This is a genomic window from Chloroflexaceae bacterium (genome assembly GCA_025057155.1).
Classification (GTDB): domain Bacteria; phylum Chloroflexota; class Chloroflexia; order Chloroflexales; family Chloroflexaceae; genus JACAEO01.
The window spans coordinates 72,111-89,340 of the sequence record JANWYD010000020.1; the positions used below are offsets into that span (position 1 = coordinate 72,111).

11 protein-coding genes and 1 riboswitch are annotated in these 17,230 nt (G+C 67.3%); of the genes, 4 read left to right on the forward strand and 7 right to left on the reverse strand.

The window, feature by feature from the left end:
• Positions 1 to 528: 528 nt before the first annotated feature.
• The 4 genes from NZU74_16815 to smc all read right to left on the reverse strand — a co-directional run bounded on the left by NZU74_16815 (position 529) and on the right by smc (position 8,818).
• On the reverse strand, positions 529 to 1,680 hold the full coding sequence (locus NZU74_16815) for a homoserine O-acetyltransferase (protein MCS6882994.1): 1,152 nt from the start codon (positions 1,678 to 1,680) through the stop codon (positions 529 to 531).
• Between the two features lie 53 nt (positions 1,681 to 1,733).
• Positions 1,734 to 3,020 carry a homocysteine synthase gene (locus NZU74_16820; GenBank protein ID MCS6882995.1) on the reverse strand — a complete coding sequence of 429 codons (1,287 nt, stop codon included), beginning with the start codon at positions 3,018 to 3,020 and terminating at the stop codon, positions 1,734 to 1,736.
• A 239-nt stretch (positions 3,021 to 3,259) separates the two neighbouring features.
• Positions 3,260 to 3,391, reverse strand: a riboswitch (SAM riboswitch).
• Positions 3,392 to 3,616: 225 nt separating this feature from the next.
• On the reverse strand, positions 3,617 to 4,234 hold the full coding sequence (locus tag NZU74_16825) for a Uma2 family endonuclease (protein MCS6882996.1): 618 nt from the start codon (positions 4,232 to 4,234) through the stop codon (positions 3,617 to 3,619).
• Between the two features lie 201 nt (positions 4,235 to 4,435).
• Positions 4,436 to 8,818, reverse strand: a complete 4,383-nt coding sequence (smc, locus tag NZU74_16830) for a chromosome segregation protein SMC (protein ID MCS6882997.1) — start codon at positions 8,816 to 8,818, stop codon at positions 4,436 to 4,438.
• 533 nt (positions 8,819 to 9,351) lie between these two features.
• On the opposite strand from smc, the gene NZU74_16835 reads away from it, so the two are divergent.
• The 4 genes from NZU74_16835 (at position 9,352) to NZU74_16850 (ending at position 13,858) form a co-directional block, all read left to right on the forward strand.
• Positions 9,352 to 10,503: an amino acid ABC transporter substrate-binding protein gene (locus NZU74_16835; GenBank protein MCS6882998.1), complete on the forward strand. Its 1,152-nt coding sequence runs from the start codon at positions 9,352 to 9,354 to the stop codon at positions 10,501 to 10,503.
• A 107-nt stretch (positions 10,504 to 10,610) separates the two neighbouring features.
• Positions 10,611 to 11,807: an ABC transporter permease subunit gene (locus tag NZU74_16840; GenBank protein MCS6882999.1), complete on the forward strand. Its 1,197-nt coding sequence runs from the start codon at positions 10,611 to 10,613 to the stop codon at positions 11,805 to 11,807.
• Positions 11,808 to 11,811: 4 nt separating this feature from the next.
• Complete coding sequence (locus tag NZU74_16845) at positions 11,812 to 13,038, forward strand: amino acid ABC transporter permease (protein MCS6883000.1); 1,227 nt, start codon at positions 11,812 to 11,814, stop codon at positions 13,036 to 13,038.
• A gap of 67 nt (positions 13,039 to 13,105) precedes the next feature.
• A complete protein-coding gene (locus tag NZU74_16850) occupies positions 13,106 to 13,858 on the forward strand; it encodes an amino acid ABC transporter ATP-binding protein (GenBank protein MCS6883001.1) in 753 nt (250 codons plus the stop codon).
• A 244-nt stretch (positions 13,859 to 14,102) separates the two neighbouring features.
• On the opposite strand, the gene NZU74_16855 is transcribed toward NZU74_16850, so the two are convergent.
• From NZU74_16855 to NZU74_16865, 3 genes are all read right to left on the reverse strand, one after another.
• On the reverse strand, positions 14,103 to 15,221 hold the full coding sequence (locus NZU74_16855) for a Xaa-Pro peptidase family protein (protein ID MCS6883002.1): 1,119 nt from the start codon (positions 15,219 to 15,221) through the stop codon (positions 14,103 to 14,105).
• A 161-nt stretch (positions 15,222 to 15,382) separates the two neighbouring features.
• Entirely contained in the window at positions 15,383 to 16,324 is a 942-nt protein-coding gene (locus NZU74_16860; GenBank protein MCS6883003.1) for a 2-dehydropantoate 2-reductase, read from the reverse strand.
• A 75-nt stretch (positions 16,325 to 16,399) separates the two neighbouring features.
• Positions 16,400 to 17,083 (reverse strand): FHA domain-containing protein, encoded by a 684-nt coding sequence (locus tag NZU74_16865; GenBank protein MCS6883004.1) that lies wholly within the window; start codon positions 17,081 to 17,083, stop codon positions 16,400 to 16,402.
• Positions 17,084 to 17,230: the final 147 nt, after the last annotated feature.

Here is a 17,230-nt window from a genome sequence, read left to right on the forward strand (position 1 = left end):
TCTCTCCGGACGCCGTCTTCTCCGGTGATGAACCTGGCGGACGCCGGGGATGACGGATCGCTGCATAGTCTATCACGAGGACCGCGAATGGTCACGCGATGCCGATGGTGACGGGCGGCGACCTTCCGATGCATACGCCTGCCCGGCCCGCGCGAATGAACAGTGCATGTCCAGAAAGCGATAACGCGGGCCGGGTCAGGCGCAGCGCGTGGTCTGGAGTTGGGCGCTGAAAACTCACTCGACCAGCTTTGCCTCTATGAACTTCCGCGTACCATCCGCGATCTCCTTTGGCAGACGGTACAGCCGCACGAGGTGGTTCCTGCCCGGCAGAGCAGAATCCAAAGGGCAGCGGTCATCTGCACGGTCTGGCGTGCTTCGAGATAGAACTTCAACGCACAAGGGTAGTAGCTGCGTGAGTGTCTGTGAGCGCGGGGGGCGTCTTCGGCGGTCTTGTGAAAAAACGAGCCTGGGGCTGGCCCCCAAAGACGAGGGCGTAGCCCCGCTGAACGCTCCCGCGGATAGCCCGGCTCAGATGAGTTCCCGCGCCAGATCGTCGAGGAACTCGCTAATGATCGGCCGTTGCAGCTCAACGTCAATAAGGAAGGCGTCGTGCCCGGCGTTGCTGGGCAGGTCCAGGTGTTCGACGGGGCGGCCCTGGCGGGTCAGGGCGTCGGCGATGGCGCGCGACTCGGCGGTGGGGTAGAGCCAGTCGCTGGTGAAGGAGAGGATCAACGTCGGTCCCTGCACACGGGCCATGGCCGCGTCGAGCGAGCCGTAGCGCGCGGGCAGGTCCCAGTAGTCCATGGCCTTGGTGATGTAGAGGTAGGAGTTGGCGTCGAAGCGAGCGTTGAAACTTTCACCTTGATATTCAAGGTAGCTTTCGATCGCGAATTCCTGTTCCAGGCTGAAGGCGAAATCACTGCCCCTCTGGAGGCGGCGCCCGAACTTGGCTTCGAGCGAGGGTTCGCTGAGGTAGGTGACATGGCCGATCATACGGGCCACCGCCAGGCCGTCGCAGGGCGGCTCTCCGCCGTAGTAATCGCCGCCGCGCCAGCGGGGGTCGCTCATGATCGCCCGGCGCCCGATGCTGTTCCAGGCGATGGTCTGGGGGCTGGAGCGGGCGCTGGTGGCGAGGAGGACGGAACCGCCGACGCGCTCGGGGTAGGCGGTGGCCCATTCAAGGGCCTGAAAGCCGCCCATGGAGCCGCCGGCCACGGCCAGGAGCCGGGTGATGCCCAGGGCATCAATCAGGCGGGTCTGGGCGCGCACCATATCGCCGATGGTGATCACCGGGAAGCGCGCGCCGAAGGGCCGCCCGGTGTAGGGGTTGCGGCTCGAGGGACCCGTGGACCCCTGGCAGCCGCCGATCACATTCGAGCAGATCACAAAGTAGCGATCAGTATCGAACGGTCGCCCCGGACCCACCATAGCGTCCCACCAGCCCGGCTTGCGGTCGCTGGGGCTGTGGCGTCCGGCGGCGTGCGCGTCGCCTGAGAGGGCATGGAGCAGAAGAATGGCGTTGCTGCGCTCGGGGTTTAGTTCACCGTAGGTTTCGAACGCCAGGGTGACCGGCGACAGGGTCGCGCCGCTATCCAGCGGCAGCGGTTCGGTCCAGGTCAGATACTGGCGGTGGACGATGCCGACGCCTTCGGGCGCGTAATGTGTCTGTGGTGCGGTCATAGCTCTCGCGGCGCGGCGGGCAGGGGCGCTGCCCCTGCCCGCGGCATGAACAGTCATACGCGACTCAGAGCCTGCTCCAGGTCGGCGATGATGTCGTCAATGGTCTCGATGCCGATCGAAAGGCGCACGTAGTCCTCGGTGACGCCGGTGAGGGCCTGCTCTTCGGGGGTGAGCTGGCTGTGGGTGGTGCTGGCGGGATGAATGGCCAGGCTCTTGGCGTCGCCGATGTTGGCGAGGTGCGAGAAGAGCTTCAGGCTGTTGATGAACTTCTTCCCCGCCTCCAGGCCGCCCTCAATGCCGAAGCCCACGATGCCGCTCTGCCCGCGGGGCAGGTACTTCTGGGCCAGTTCGTAGCTGGGATGGCTGGGGAGACCGGGGTAGTTCACCCAGGCGACCTTAGGGTGTTCGCTGAGGTAGCGAGCCACGGCGAGGGCGTTCTGGCTATGGCGCTCCATGCGCAGCGGCAGGGTTTCGAGGCCCTGCAGCAGCAGGAAGGAGTTGAAGGGGCTGATCGCCGCGCCGATGTCGCGCAGGAGCTGCACACGCACCTTGATGATATACGCCAGGTTTCCCAGGGCCTGAGTGTAGACCAGACCGTGGTAGCTCGGGTCAGGCGTAGTGAACTCGGGATAGCGCCCGTTGGCCCAGTCAAACTTCCCTCCGTCCACGATGACGCCGCCGATGCTGGTGCCATGCCCCCCCAGGTATTTGGTAGCCGAGTGAATGACGATATCGGCGCCGTGCTTGAGCGGCTGCCAGAGGTAGGGCGTAACGGTCGTGGCGTCAACGATCACCGCCACGCCGGCCTCGTGGGCCACGGCAGCGATGCGTTCCAGGTCGAGCACGTCGAGTTTGGGATTGCCCACCAGTTCGAGAAAAAAGGCCCTGGTGCGATCATCAATCGCGGCGCGGAAGCCCTCGATGTCGCGCCCGTCCACGAAGCGGGTGGTGATGCCGATCTTAGGCAAGGTATGGCGGAAGAGGTTATAGGTGCCGCCGTAGAGATCGGTCGAGGAGACGATGTTGTCGCCAGCGCCGGCGAGATTGAGGATGGCCAGGGTCTCGGCGGCCTGCCCCGAGGCCAGGGCCAGGGCGCCGACGCCGCCTTCGAGGGCGGCCATGCGCCGCTCGAAGACGTCGGTGGTCGGGTTCATGATCCGGGTGTAGATGTTCCCGAACTCCTGAAGCCCGAAGAGCCGGGCGGCGTGGTCGGTGTCCTGGAACTGGTACGAAGTGGTCTGGTAGATCGGCACGGCACGAGCGCCGGTGGTCGGGTCGGGAACCTGCCCGCCGTGGAGGGCCAGGGTCTCGAAGCCGGTGAACTGGGGGGCGTCAGTCATGTCGGTGGTGCTCCTGGTTCTGGTGATCTTTGCACTTCGTGGCGTATGTTCCTGTAAGCCTGGGCGGATGCACGGGGTGTCTGGTTGCAATCTGCACAGGCGCGGCCATCCCGGTCCCCGCGCGCAACCCTCCGGGTTGCGCGCTGCGTTGCCTGCCCGGTCGTAGTTACAAAAAGGCCCTCATCGGCGTTCGATGAGGGCAGACACTCGCGATACAGGGTATGGATCGCCTGGCGTGCCGCTCATCTTCCAGATTCTTCTGCCGGAATTGGCACCGTACCGGAGCATCGGAGCGACTTCATCGTCACCTGACGCTTCCAGTGGTTGCCGCGGTTTCACAGGGCCGGTCCCTCCACCGCTCTGGATGAGCTGCGCGTCTGGTTGGGTATGTGCTTTCTCTGATAATAGCAGACCGGGGTGAGGCTTGTCAAGTACTTGAGTAAACGAATGTTAACGCTTAAGAAATCCGGTTTCGTGGCGCGGTCCCGGGCGCGCCCCGGGAGACGCGGAGGACCGCGCCGTCCGCAATCCGTGGGGAGGCTCTGCCTCCCCACGCCCCTCCACCGGGGGCTGTTTTTCGCGCCATTCCCGCCACCTCAGGCGGCGTCGAAGACGGCGTCCACGCTGACGGTGAAGGCGGGGATCAGCCGGGAGACGGCCTGCTGGCCGCGCCGGAACACGCCGTGCTCGGCGTAGCTCTCGCCCGCCAGAGCGAGGACAGCGATCGTCTCGTCGATCGGATTGACGATCCAGTATTCGGGGATGCGGGCCTCGGCGTAATCGGCGCGCTTGACCACCGTGTCGCGCTCGGGGTCGTCGGGGCTGACGATTTCGAGCACCAGGTCGGCGCCCAGCCAGCAGGCCTCCTGGTTGCGCGGATCGTTGCGATCAAGCAGCAACAGCAGGTCGGGCTCGCGGAACTTCTCGGGGCGGATCCGCAAGCGCAGCGGGGCGAAGAGAACCTCGCCGCCCATTGGCCGAATGACCTCCAGCAGCAAGGCGTAGAGGAAGGCGAGGATGCGCTGGTGTTTGCGCGTGGGCATCGGCAGCAGCTCGAGTACGCCGTCGGTCAACTCGATTAAATGGTTGGTCTGGTCGGTCAGGCGCAGGTACATCTCGGCCGTCCAGAGTCCCTGCAGGGGGGCCAGATCCAGTTCCGTGCCCGAGCGGGGCCAGACCAGCCGGACCATAGGGGCTTCGGTTGAGCGGCTCATGGTGACCATCCGTGGCGCGCGATAGGGTGCAGAGCGAGTCCGGGCGGGCGACGAACCCCCGGGAACGCTCGTTCCCCGGTCGTTCAGCGGAGAGTGGGGAAACCCCGGTTTCCCCACGCCCCTGCCTGCGGAGTTATGTGCATTGTAGCACGGGCCTCCGCCCCTCCCGGTCGCACCCGCCAGTGGCGAGACGCCGAGTCGCTACGCCCCGGACACGTAGCTCTCCACGCGCAGCGAGATGGTTTTCGAACTGCCGTCATCGCCCATGCTGACGCCGTAGAGCGTATCGGCAACCTCGATGGTGCCGCGGTTGTGGGTGATGAGGATGAACTGGGTGCGGGCGCTGAGGCGCCGCAGGGCGTCGCGGAAGCGGCCGATGTTGGTTTCGTCGAGGGCGGCGTCGGTTTCGTCGAGGATGCAGAAGGGGCTGGGGTTGACGCTAAGGATGGCAAACAGCAGCGCCGCGGCGGTAAGGGCGCGCTCGCCGCCGGAGAGGAGGGAGATGTTCTGCTGCTTCTTGCCGGGGGGGCGCACGATGATCTCGACACCCGGGGGGCGCGCCTCGGCCACCCGGTCCTCGCCCTCGGCGACAGGTTCGCCGCCTTCGCCGCCGGTCAGCACGAGGGTAGCCGAGCCGCCGCCGAAGAGTTCGACGAAGCAGCGCTCGAACTCGGCAGCCACAGCGTGGAAGGTGGCGATGAAGCGGTTGTGCATCACCCGGTCGAGTTCGCCGATCAGCTCCATCAGGGTGGCGCGAGCCTCGCGCAAGTCTTCGATCTGCGCCCGCAGGTGGCGCTGGCGCTCGGCAGTCTCGTCGTACTCTTCCAGCGCCAGCGGGTTGACCGGTCCGAGACGCAGGATGCGCGCCTTGAGGGCCTCGATGTCGCGTTGCAGGGCTTCAATCGGGACGGAGGCATCCTGTTCCGGTTCGGCTGCGTCGCCGGCCAGGGCGGGCGCGGGGTCAAGCTCTACACCATCGGCAGCAGCGCGTTCGATGAGGGCCTCCTGGCGGTCCTGGGCGCGCTGGGCCTCCAGGGCGGCGCGGCTGTGGGCGCTTTCCCGCTCCAGCAGGGCGGCGGTGGCGGCAGCTTCGCGCTGTTCCAGATCGGCGAGGCGCGTCTCTTCTTCACGCAGCTCGGCTTCGGCGGGATCAATGCGCGCCCGCAGGGCGTCTATCGCGGTCAGAAGGGCGGCATGTTCGGCTTCGCGGCGGGCGTGGGCGACGCCAAGTTCGGCGCGTTCGGCTTGCAGGGCGGCGCCGGCCTCGGCAAAGTCCTGTTCCTGGCGCGCCAGCAACTCCAGGCTCTGGGCATGGGCGGCGCACAGTTGCTCGGCGGCGCCAAGCCGGCCCTCGGCGGCGTTGGCTTCGGCGCGCAGGGCCGCCAGACGCTCCTGGGCGGCACGGTCCTCCCCCGCGGCCTGCTCCTGGCGCGCCCGGGCCTCGGCCAGCGCGGCCTCGGCGGCGCGGGCGGCCGCTTCGGCAGCCTGAAGGCGCGCAGCAGCTTCCTGATGCTCCTTGGCCAGGGCGGCGCGCTCGTCGGCCAGAGCGGCGCGCCGCCGGGCGGCCCACTCCTGTTCCTGCCCGGCCCGCGCCAGGTCGTGACGGGCATGCTCAAGGCCGGCCCGGGCGGCCTCGACCTGGCGCTGGCGCTCGCGGGCGAGGGCTTCCAGGTCGCGCAGGCGCGTGGTGTGGGCTTGAAGCCTGGCATCCAGTTCGGCCATGCGGGCGCCGGCGCGCTCCAGGTCGGCCCGGGCGGCGGCAACCAGAGCGGGCAGTTCGCGCAGTTCGCGTTCGCGGCGCAGCGTGCCGCTCTCCTTCGCCTGCGCGCCGCCGGTTACCGCGCCGCCGCTGCTCACCTGCTCGCCGTCGAGGGTGACGATCGTCCAGCCGCTGCCGATGCGCCGCAGTTCGGCGCGGGCGGCGGGCAGGTCGCGCACGATCAGCACGCGCCCGAGGAGCTGGCGCACCACGGAGGTGTAGCGCTGGTCATACTCCACCAGATCGGCGGCGACGCCGAGCACATCCGAATTGTCCGACGACCTGGGAGGGAGGGGAGCATGCTCGCGGGTGACGAGGCTGTCCAGGGGCAGAAAGGTCGCCCGTCCGGCGCCGGAACGCTTCAGTTCGGCGATGGCGGCCTCGGCGTCTTCCCAGCGTTCTACCACGATGTTTTGCAGGCGGGCGCCGAGGGCCGCTTCGATGGCCGTTTCGAGGCCGGCAGGGGGGCGAATGAGGGACTGCACCAGGGCGAAGCCGGAGCGTCCGGTGCGTTCGGCCCACTGCATAGCAGCGCGGGGGCCGGCGAAGACGCCGGTGTAGGCGCGGGACAAACGTTCGAGCGATTCGAGACGCGCCTCGGCGTCGGTCAGAGCGCGCCAGGCGGCGGCGCGGGCCTCCTCGGCCCGCGTGCGGCCGGCGCGCAGGTCGTCGAGTTCGGCGCGGGCGGCCTGGAGAGCGGCAGCGGCGCTCTGATAGGCCGCTTCAGTCTCCTCCAGCGCGACGCGGGCCTGCTCGACACGCTCGGCGGCGGCGGCGCGCTGGCCGGCGGCCCCGGTCACCACGGCGTCCAAGTCGGCGCTCTCACGGGCCAGGCGTTCCAGGCTGGCTGCCAGTTGCTCTACGCGGGCGCGCTGCTCAGTCATGGCGCGGGCGGCCTGGAGCGCGGCGTCCTGCGCCTGGCGCAGGGCGGCGAGGTGGGCGCGGTCGGCAGCAGCGCGGGCGGCCAGTTCGGCCTCGGCGGCGGCGAGGGCCTGCCGCCGGGTGTGGAGGTCCGTCCTGGCGCGAGCGGCTTCGGCGGCGGCAAGAGCCTGCTGCTCCTCAAGTTGCTGGCGGCGGAGGGCCAGGGCATTGCGCTGGCGTTCGAGATCCTCACCCCGGCGGGTCAGGGCGGCCACGCGCTCGGCGCCGACGGCCAGGTCGCGCTGGAGCGCCTCGGCCTGGCGGTGCAGATCGCTGCTCTGCTGGTGCAGGGCGCCCAGGTCATCGCGGCGGGCGCGCAGGGCGCCGCGGAGGACCTGGAGTTCGGCGGCCACGCCGGCCTGGGCAGCGCGGGCGCGGGCGAGTTCGGCATCGAGGCGATCCAGTTCGGCCCGCGCGCGGGCGCTGAGAGCGCATGCCGCCCGCCACTGGCGAGCGTAGAACTGCTGGTAAAGCTGGTGCAGTTCGGCGGACAACTCGCGGTGCTGGCGGGCCTGGGCGGCCTGGCGCTTGAGACTGCGCAGGCGCGGCTCCAGCTCGGCGAGGAGATCATCGAGGCGGTTGAGGTTGGACTCGGTCTCGCGCAGGCGGCGCAGGGCCTCGGCCTTGCGGGCCTCGAAGCCGCCGATCTCGGCGGCGTCCTCGAAGAGGCGGCGGCGCTCCTCGGGGCGCAGGGTCAGCGCAGCGTCCACCAGGCCCTGGTTGATCAGCGTATAGGAGCCGCCGAGCGGCTCGGTGGCCTCGAGCACATCGCGCAGGCGCACACGGGCGCGGTTGATGAAGTACTCGTTGTCGCCAGCGCGGGTGGCGCGGCGGGTGATGGTCACCTCGTCGAAATCCAGGGGCAGCAGGCGATCGCTATTATCAATCGTCAGCGAGACCTCGGCCAGCCCGGCGGGGGGGCGACGCCCGCCGCCAGCGTAGATCAGTTCCTCGGAGCGCTTGCAGCGCAGCGTGGCCAGGCTCTGCTCGCCGAGCACCCAGCGCACCGCATCGGCGAGATTGCTGTTGTGCACGATCACCTGTTCGGCCACGAAGTTGTGGGTCTCGGCGATGCTCAAGTCGTAGACCCAGGGCTCAGGCGGGGGGAGGGACTCGATGGCGACAATCTCATCCCAGAACACGTCGGAGGTGGCGAGCGCTCGCAGGCGCGCAAGTTGCCTGGTGACGGTCGAGGGTTGCGCGCAAGCGGCTTCTATTACATCCAACACTTCGAGCAAACCCGCGCGACTGGCTTCACAGCGTCCCTCGGCATAAGCAGCCATTTTTGGACAGCCTGCGCGATGGCGCTGCACCGAGATGCCAGCTTGCTTGAGGACGCTCCGTATTTGCGGTGTGACGCCCGGAATGATGTCGAGATTCGGGTTTGTGGTTGTGGAGAGGGAGCGAGGGACGATCAGAGCCCCTGCCCCTGACAAGGCAATCCGAACCCCGACCTCTAGTTCGTCGGCGTGGAGGGCATGTAACCGGCCGCGCCTGAGGGTGAAGAGCGGGTGATAGGGCGTTACGGTCACCTCCCGACCGGTACGGGTCCGAATGTACAGCATCTTGTCCGGGGCCTGACGCTTCACAAAGCCGGCGATGGAGCGAGGCTCGAGCCTGAACGTGGCGGGACTCAGCGAAAGCACCCGCAGTTGCTCTGGGTTCTGGCGGCTAACCCAGCCGTCGTCCAGCATCTCGACGGTCGTTGACATAGCGAGGGCGCGCTCGACGATATCGCGGATCGGGATCTCGCGCCCATCTGCAAGGAGGACAAGGCTGTGGCCAGCCAGACATTTCCCGCTCCCATTCGGCCCCACAATGGCCGTGACGCCGGGGCGGAACTCCAGCACGGTGCGGGTGGCGAAGGTCTTAAAACCCTGGATCTCGAGACGTTTGAGGTACATCGCGGCGGCTCATCGGGGGCGGTGCGGCATCGGAAGTATTGTACCGCAGCTTATGAAGATCACATACCTGTCCGGGTATGCCAGGCAGGGCTTGTGCAAAGGCCAAGGGGCAAGCCGTATGGACTTTGCGTAAGCTCGTGTGGCGCCAAACGTTTGCCACGGGCTGCGGGCTGTGATACAATCCTTCAAACTCCAAGCGTAACGCATTCGCAAATGGCATCGAGATCCGGCCACGGGCGCCGCGTCGCAGCCTGGTCGCTGCAGTGAAAGCGATGGGGGAAAACCGTTTTTCCCCACTTCTCTGTCCAACGGCAGGAGTGTTGCTTTCTCGCTCCCATCCCGTGTAAAACCGGTTCCTGGTGCATACAGCGCATGCGCAGCATCGCCATGTCTCATCCGAACGCCATAGACGGCAATCCAAAACCCAAAATCCAAAATCGAATAAGTCCCAGGCGCCCGTCCGCTGGTTCGCCGCAGCGTCTGGCCCCGAAACGGTCGGCGGTCCGGCGCTGCTCAGGATATTGAGGAGACCCATGAAGCGACAGATTCTCGCAGTGCTGGCCGGCGCGCTTGCCCTGTTCCTGGCGGCGTGCGGGGGCCAGCAGCCCCAGGCGGCGGCCACCCAGCCGCCCACGGCCGCCACGGAGGCCCCGGCGGCCGTAGCCCCGACCGCGGCGCCTCCCGCCACTGCCGCCCCCGCGCCCGGAGGCGGCGCCGCTGCGCAGCCCACCGCCGGGGGGCGCTTGCAGACGATCATCAGCCGCGGCAAGCTGATCTGCGGCGTGAACCAGGCGCTTCCCGGCTTCGGCAACGTGGACAGCGCCGGCAACTTCAGCGGCTTCGACGTAGACTTCTGCAAGGCCGTCGCCGCCGCGATCTTCGATGACCCGACCAGGGTCGAGTATCGCCCGCTGACCGCCCAGGAGCGCTTCACGGCGCTGCAGTCGGGCGAGGTGGACGTGCTGATCCGCAACACGACCTGGACGCTCACCCGCGACGGCTCGGTCGGCCTCGACTTCGGCCCGGTTACCTTCTACGATGGCCAGGGTATGATGGTGCGCAAGGACAGCGGCATCGAAACGCTTGAGGATATGGCCGGGGCGCGTATCTGCGTACAGACTGGCACAACCACCGAGTTGAACCTGGCCGACAACTTTCGCCAGCGCAACCTGCAATTCGAGGCGGTGGTCTTCCAGGAGGCCGACCCGACCTTTGCAGCCTACGAGAGCGGCCAGTGCGACGGCTTCACCACCGACAAGTCGGGCCTGGTGAGCTACCAGACCAAGGCTGCCAACCCGGCCGACCACAAGATCCTCGAAGTGACCATGTCGAAGGAGCCGCTGGCGCCATCTGTGTTGCAAGGCGATCCGCAGTGGGCCGACGCGGTGCGCTGGGTGGTCTTCGCGACGATCCAGGGGGAAGAGTTCGGGATCACCTCGGCCAACATCGGTGACTTCGCTAATAGCCAGGACCCCAACATCCGCCGCTTCCTGGGCCTCGAGGGCGAACTCGGCCAGGGCATCGGCCTGCCCAACGACTTCGCCGCACGGGTGATCCGCCATGTGGGCAACTACGAGGAGATCTACAACCGCAACCTCGGCCCCGATACGCCCTTCAACCTGCCCCGCGGTCTGAACTCGCTGTACAGCGATGGCGGGTTGCTGTACTCGCCGCCGTTCCGGTAGGTCAGTGAACACTGAGGCGCTGAGGAGGAGTTTGCCGGGGGCGGCGAGAACTGGCACGAAGCCGGTCCTCGCCGCCTCCAGGTTGAATTGCACGCGAAGGGTACCGTATGGCCGCCACCACGCCGCCCGGTCAGCCGGCGAGCATCCCCTTTTACCGCGATACGCGGGTCATCGCCATTCTCGTGCAGGTGGCCTTCGCGCTCGTGGTGATTGCGACGTTCTGGTTCCTCTACAGCACCATGATGGATGGGCTGCGGCGGGCCAACCTGCTGCCGAGTTTCGCCTTCCTGCGGCAGCCCGCTGGCTTCCCCATCAGCGAGTCGCCGATCCCTTACGACCCCTCGCGCACCTACGGTTACGCCTTCCTGGTGGGCGTCCTCAACACCCTGCGCGTTGCGGGGATCGGGATCGTGCTGGCCACCCTCCTCGGCATCGTGCTGGGCATCTGCCGCCTCTCCGGCAACTGGCTGCTGCGCAATATCGCCACCGTCTACGTAGAGATCGTGCGCAACGTTCCGCTGTTGCTGCAACTGTTCTTCTGGTATACGATGAGCCAGGCCTTTCCGCGGGTGCAGGAGGCGATCAACATCGGCGGGGTGCTCTTCCTGCACAACCGCGGCGTAAGCATCGCCTGGCCGCGGGCCAGCGCCGACTTCGGGGCCTGGGCGCCGTGGCTCTGGGCGGGGCTGCTGGCCGGGGCGGGCTTCTACATCGTGCGGCAAGTGCAGTTCGCCCGGCGCGATCGGCCGGGCGTGGCTCTGCCCTGGGCGCTGCTGCTTGCCGCCGCGATCGCGCTGCTCGGTTTTGTGGTTACCCGTCTTGTGGCCGGCCAGTGGCCGGTGACGCTGGAGATCCCCGAGTTGCAGCGTTTCGGCTTCAGCGGCGGCATCACTCTGACCACCAACTTCGCCGCGTTGCTCTTCGGCCTGGTGATCTACACCGCCGCCTTCATCGGCGAGATCGTGCGCAGCGGCATCCAGGCGGTCAACAAGGGCCAGCGCGAGGCGGCTCGCGCCCTCGGTCTGAGCAGCGCGCAAACCCTGCGGCTGGTGATTTTCCCCCAGGCGCTGCGGATCATCATCCCGCCCCTGACCAGTCAGTACCTCAACCTGACCAAGAACAGCAGCCTGGCGGTCGCCATCGGCTTTCCCGACCTCTTCTCAGTGGCCGGCACGACGCTGAACCAGACCGGACAGGCGGTTCCGGTGATCTTGATGGTGATGGCATCGTACCTGAGCATCAGTCTGTTGACCTCTTTGCTGATGAACTGGTACAACAAGCGCACGCAGCTCGTGGAGAGGTGACGCTATGGCGACGGAAGCGTCACAACCCCGCACCCGCGCCCCACGCCCGAACATCGGCGCGCTCCAATGGCTGCGCCAGAACCTGTTCAGCAACTGGTGGAACTCGCTGATCAGCATCGTCCTGCTGTTCCTGGTCTTCCAGGCCCTCAGCGCACTGCTGCGCTGGACGGTCACCACCGAGGGCTGGATCGCCGTAACGAGCAACGTGCGCCTGCTGATGGTTGGGCGGTACCCGCCGGATCAGCTCTGGCGCCCCGAGCTGGTAGCGGCGCTGGTCGCCGTGCTGCTTGGACTCAGCGGAGGAGTCTGGCGCGGCATCCCCCTGGTTCTCGCGGGAGGGTTCAGCGTGGCGATGATCATCCTGGGGTTGCTCTCGCTGGCGCTGCCGCCCGACCAGGCGCCGCCGGTCTTCTCGACACGGCTGTTCCTCTTCGGCGTAGCGGCTCTGGCGGGCCTGGGGATCGCCGCTGGCCAGCGTCTGGGCGAGGTCCTGCGCTGGCCGCTGGTGGCCGGGTGGATCCTGCTTTATCCTGCGGCGATCCTGATCCTGCGCGGCGTGGGCGAGGCCGCCATTGGCACCAACCTGTGGGGCGGGCTGATGCTTACGCTGATCCTGGCGGTCAGCGGGATCGTGCTCTCTTTTCCCCTGGGGGTGCTGCTGGCCCTGGGGCGGCGCAGCAACCTGCCGGTGATCAAATGGTTCTGCGTGGCCTACATCGAACTGATCCGCGGCGTGCCGCTGGTGACGGTGCTCTTCATGGCCTCGCTGATGCTGCCGCTGTTCCTGCCGGCGAACGTGCGCGTTGACGCCGTGGTGCGCGCCATCGTCGCCGTGACGCTCTTCAGCGCGGCCTATCTGGCGGAAAATGTGCGCGGCGGATTGCAATCCATTCCCAGAGGGCAGATTGAGGCGGCGCGCGCCCTTGGCCTGAATGTGGTGCAGACTACCCTGCTGATCACCCTGCCCCAGGCCCTGCGGGCGGTCATCCCCGTGCTGGTAGGCCAGTTCATCGCCCTGTTCAAGGACACCTCGCTAGTGGTGATTATCGGCCTGATGGACCTGCTGGGGGCCGCGCAGGCCGTCTACACCCAGCCGCAGTGGCTCGGCATTCCCGGCGGGGTGTGGCGCGAAACGTTCTTTGTGGTGGCGGGGATCTACTGGATCTTCAGCTTCACCATGTCGCGCACGGCGCGCCGGATTGAAACCGATCTGCATGTGGGCAAGTTGTAAGCCCTGTGCAGCGCAATCTTCCAGGTTGCGCTGCCAACCATAAAAACCTGAAAGGATCTTCAAAATCATGAACAAAGCTTATGCTTCAAACGATGACATCATCATATGTGAAAACGTCAACAAATGGTACGGCGATTACCATGCGCTGCGCGACGTCAATCTGCGGGTCAAGCGCGGCGAGGTGGTGGTGATCTGCGGGCCGTCGGGGAGCGGCAAGAGCACCTTCATCCGCACCATCAACCGCCTGGAGGAGCACCAGGAGGGACGGATCATTGTGGATGGCATCGAGATGACCAACGACATCCGCAACATTGACGCCATCCGCCGCGAGACAGGTATGGTCTTCCAGCAGTTCAATCTTTTCCCCCACCTGACGGTGCTGCAAAACATCACCCTGGCGCCGATCTGGGTGCGGAAGCAGACCCGCGCCGAGAGCGAGAAGCGGGCCCTGGAACTGCTCGAACGGGTGGGCATCCGCGAGCAGGCCCACAAATATCCCGGCCAGCTTTCGGGCGGGCAGCAGCAGCGCGTGGCCATCGCTCGCGCCCTGGCCATGAACCCGCGCATTATGCTCTTCGATGAGCCAACCTCGGCCCTCGACCCGGAAATGATCAAGGAGGTGCTTGATGTCATGCGAGAGCTGGCGACCTCGGGCATCACCATGCTCTGCGTGACCCACGAGATGGGCTTCGCTCGCGAGGTGGCCGACCGGGTGGTGTTTATGGACCGCGGGCAGATCCTTGAGGAGAATACGCCGGAGTTGTTCTTTGAGAACCCGCGGCATGAGCGGACGAAGCTCTTTTTGTCGCAGATTCTCTAGAGCACTGACCGGAATGCTTGATCCACTGAGGACCCTGAGCGGTGTAGCTCGCTGCGCCTGCGCCGCCATCGTTAGGTCAACCGTTTCGAGAAACGCTACAGGCTGCGCCGCTGCTCGAAGGTGTGGGGAAACCAGGTTTCCCCACGCCCCTGCCTGATGAGGGGCCGGGAGGGTGAAGCCCTCCTGGAACATCCATGAGGTTCAGGGAAAGCGTGACCCGCCCACGACCCTCCAGAGGCTAACGTTACTCCCCCACGATGCGCAACGCTCGGCCGAAGGCGGTGAGGCTGCGGGCGCCGTCTGCGGTGATCACCACGTCGTCCTCGATGCGCGCGCCGGCAACGCCGGGCAGGTAGATGCCCGGCTCGACCGTGAAGGTGGTGCCGGGGCGCAGGGGTTCGTTGTCGCCGGCGACGATATTCGGCGGCTCGTGGGTCTCCAGCCCAAAGCCGTGGCCGGTGCGGTGGATGAAGTACTCCCCGTAGCCGCCCTGCTCGATCACCGCGCGCGCCGCCGCATCAATCGCTGCGCCGCTGGCCCCCGGACGGGCCGCTGCGCGCCCTGCCTCATTGGCCCGCAACACGAGATCGTAGATCCGGCGCGCCAGTTCTCCCGGCTCGCCAATCGCGATCGTGCGCGTAATGTCGGAGACATACCCCTGGTAGCGCGCGCCGCAGTCGAGGATCACCAGGTCGCCGGGTTGCAGCGGGCGATCACTGTTGCTGTGGTGCGGATTGGCCGCGTTGGGTCCCGAGGCGACGATGTTCTCGAAGCTCTCACCCTCGGCGCCCGCGGCGAGAATGGCCTCGGAGCACAGCCGCGATACCTGGCGTTCGGTCATGCCCACGCGGATCTGGGCGATGGTGCGTTCCAGGGCGCTCTCGACGATGCGCACCGCCTGTTCGATGGCCGCCAGTTCCGCGGCGTCCTTCACCATGCGCAGATCGGCCAGGATCGGGGTGGCATCGCGGGTGCGCAGATCGGGAATAGCCGCCTCAAGGGCGCGCAGTTCCATCACACGCATAGCAGTGTGCTCGACGGCCAGGGTACACCCGCGGGCATGGGGGCCAAAGGCAGCGGCGACGGCAGTGGCCAGGGCCGTGGCGGGACCCTCGGTGTCGTGCCAGGAGAAGTAGCGCATTGGGATGCGCGCAGCGGCCTCGGCGCGCCCGTGCTCCAGCGCGGGAACGACCAGGCATGGCGGCGCCCCATCGGCGGGCACGAGCGCCAGGGTCAGACGTTTGCCGGGATGGAAGCTCAGCCCGCTGAGGTAGGCCAGGTTGGCGTCGGGCATGAGCGCCAGCCCGTCGAGCCGCTGGTCGCGCAGGGACTCGATGAGGCGCTGAAGGCGTTGGGGATGCATGGTGGCTCCTTGATGCTGAATGCGCTAAACTGGCCTTCCCTCTTCCCGCCAGAACAATTCTGGGGGGCGTTCCTCACCATCCCCCAGGACCCCTCCCTCTCCACCTGCGGTGGAGAGGGAGAGGGCGCCGAGCGCCGCGAGGCGAGGGAGGGTGAGGACCCTCACCCATCTTCCACCAAGGCTCCGCGGGCGGCCAGTTCCTGGGGCAGCAGGGCGTGATACAGGAAGCTGTGGACCGGGGTGGGCACGCCAGCGGCCTGACCGAGGCGCACCACGGCGCCGTTCTGCGCCTCCAACTCGGAAGGTCGGCCCTCCATGATGTCGCGCTGCATCGAGGCGGTGCTCTCGTAGGGCAGGGTGTCGAGGAAGCGCAGCGTCGCCTCAACCTGGGCCGGGGCGACGGCCACACCGCGAGCATTCGCTACTGCCACCACTTCGCGCAGCGCCGCCTCGGCCAGCGCCCGCGTGCCCGGCAGCCGCAGCCAGACCCCCAGCGGCGCGCGGGTGACGGCGCCGAGACCGCTCCAGGTGCACACAAGCATGAACTTCTCCCAGATCGCCACGTGAATGTCGGGCGGGACGACGGCGCCAAAGCCCGCCTCGCTGAAGGCGGTCTGCAGGGCCTCGACGCGGGCGCTGCGCCGGTTGTCAAGCTCGCCGAAGATAATCGTCGGCTCGGCCCCCACGTGGCGAATGACCCCTGGCGCAGCGATATAGGCGATGATGCGACACAACCCGCCGAGCACATGATCCTGCCCGAGGGCCGCTGCGAGGATGTCGTGGGCCTCGACGCCGTTGAGCAAAGGCAGCACTGCCGTCTCCGGGCCGATCAGCGGCGCCAGCGCAGGGGCCGCCTCGATAAGCTGCCAGGTCTTCACTGCCACCAGCAGCAGATCCACGGGGCCGACGGCTGCGGGATCGCTGGCGGCGCCGGCGGGCCGCACGCTGAAGGCGCCCTTCGGGCTCTCGACGCGCAGGCCGGAGGCTCGCACGCCCTCCAGATGCGCGCCCCGGCCAATCAGGTGCACCTCGTGACCGGCCCGCGCCAGGTGCGCGCCAAAATAACCGCCTACCCCTCCCGGGCCAAAGACCGCGATGCGCATCCAGATCTCCTTATAGCAGTGCCTGTTGAATACGGCCCGTGCGCATCATCCAACAATCCAAAATCCAAAATCGTATTACATCTCCACCCGCAGGCGCAGGTTTCCCAGGCGCAACTCATCGCCGTGTTTGAGCGGCGCGGGCTGGCGCGGACTCAGGCGGGCGGCATTGAGAAAGGTCCCATTGGTGCTATCGAGATCCTCGACCATGATCTGGCCGCCCTGCACAAAGAGGCGCGCGTGGCGGCGGCCCACGCCGAGATTGAGGCCATTGTAATCGGTCAGATCAACGTCGGGGAAGAAATTGCTCACCGCGTCGGCGCGCCCGACCAGAGCCTGCGGCGCAGCCGGGAGCGGCACCACGACGCCGGAGGGCTGCACCAGCAGCCGCGCCGGGGCCAGGGTTGTCCGCAGCGGCGGGGCGGGCGCCACTGGCGGGGTCGCTGGCGCTACCGGCCGCGGCGGCGGGTAAGCGGGCTGGGGCGGCACGCCGCCGTAGGCCGGCGCAGGAGCGACCGGACGCGTCGCGCCGAGCAGGGGCGCGCCGCAGGTGTCGCAGAAGGCCTCTCCCGGAATGACCGTCACTCCACACTGCGGGCAGGTAGATGGCCCGGCAGCGGGCGTAGCGGCCGGGCGTGCCGGAGCGGGCGCCGGCGGCGCAGCCGGACCCTGCGCGGGTACGGGGATCAACACTGCGCCGCACTGGTCACAGTAGCGCGCGGAAGGGGGATTTTCAATACCACATTGCGGACAGAACGGCATAGGTTTCCCACTCCCAGATATGGTTTGAATGTCCTGACGATAAGACCGCGCGCGGAAACGGTCTGTTGCAGGGTACTATAGCACACGCCACGCCACCTGCAACCAGGGGTAGGAGGAAACCAGGCTTCCCCCTACCGGTAGGGCAGG

Excerpts from the sequence above, each read along its gene's own strand:
- NZU74_16815 (MCS6882994.1), bottom strand. The coding sequence starts at position 1,680 with ATGACCGCACCACAGACACATTACGCGCCCGAAGGCGTCGGCATCGTC.
- NZU74_16820 (MCS6882995.1), bottom strand. The coding sequence starts at position 3,020 with ATGACTGACGCCCCCCAGTTCACCGGCTTCGAGACCCTGGCCCTCCAC.
- NZU74_16825 (MCS6882996.1), bottom strand. The coding sequence starts at position 4,234 with ATGAGCCGCTCAACCGAAGCCCCTATGGTCCGGCTGGTCTGGCCCCGC.
- smc (MCS6882997.1), bottom strand. The coding sequence starts at position 8,818 with ATGTACCTCAAACGTCTCGAGATCCAGGGTTTTAAGACCTTCGCCACC.
- NZU74_16835 (MCS6882998.1), top strand. The coding sequence starts at position 9,352 with ATGAAGCGACAGATTCTCGCAGTGCTGGCCGGCGCGCTTGCCCTGTTC.
- NZU74_16840 (MCS6882999.1), top strand. The coding sequence starts at position 10,611 with ATGGCCGCCACCACGCCGCCCGGTCAGCCGGCGAGCATCCCCTTTTAC.
- NZU74_16845 (MCS6883000.1), top strand. The coding sequence starts at position 11,812 with ATGGCGACGGAAGCGTCACAACCCCGCACCCGCGCCCCACGCCCGAAC.
- NZU74_16850 (MCS6883001.1), top strand. The coding sequence starts at position 13,106 with ATGAACAAAGCTTATGCTTCAAACGATGACATCATCATATGTGAAAAC.
- NZU74_16855 (MCS6883002.1), bottom strand. The coding sequence starts at position 15,221 with ATGCATCCCCAACGCCTTCAGCGCCTCATCGAGTCCCTGCGCGACCAG.
- NZU74_16860 (MCS6883003.1), bottom strand. The coding sequence starts at position 16,324 with ATGCGCATCGCGGTCTTTGGCCCGGGAGGGGTAGGCGGTTATTTTGGC.
- NZU74_16865 (MCS6883004.1), bottom strand. The coding sequence starts at position 17,083 with ATGCCGTTCTGTCCGCAATGTGGTATTGAAAATCCCCCTTCCGCGCGC.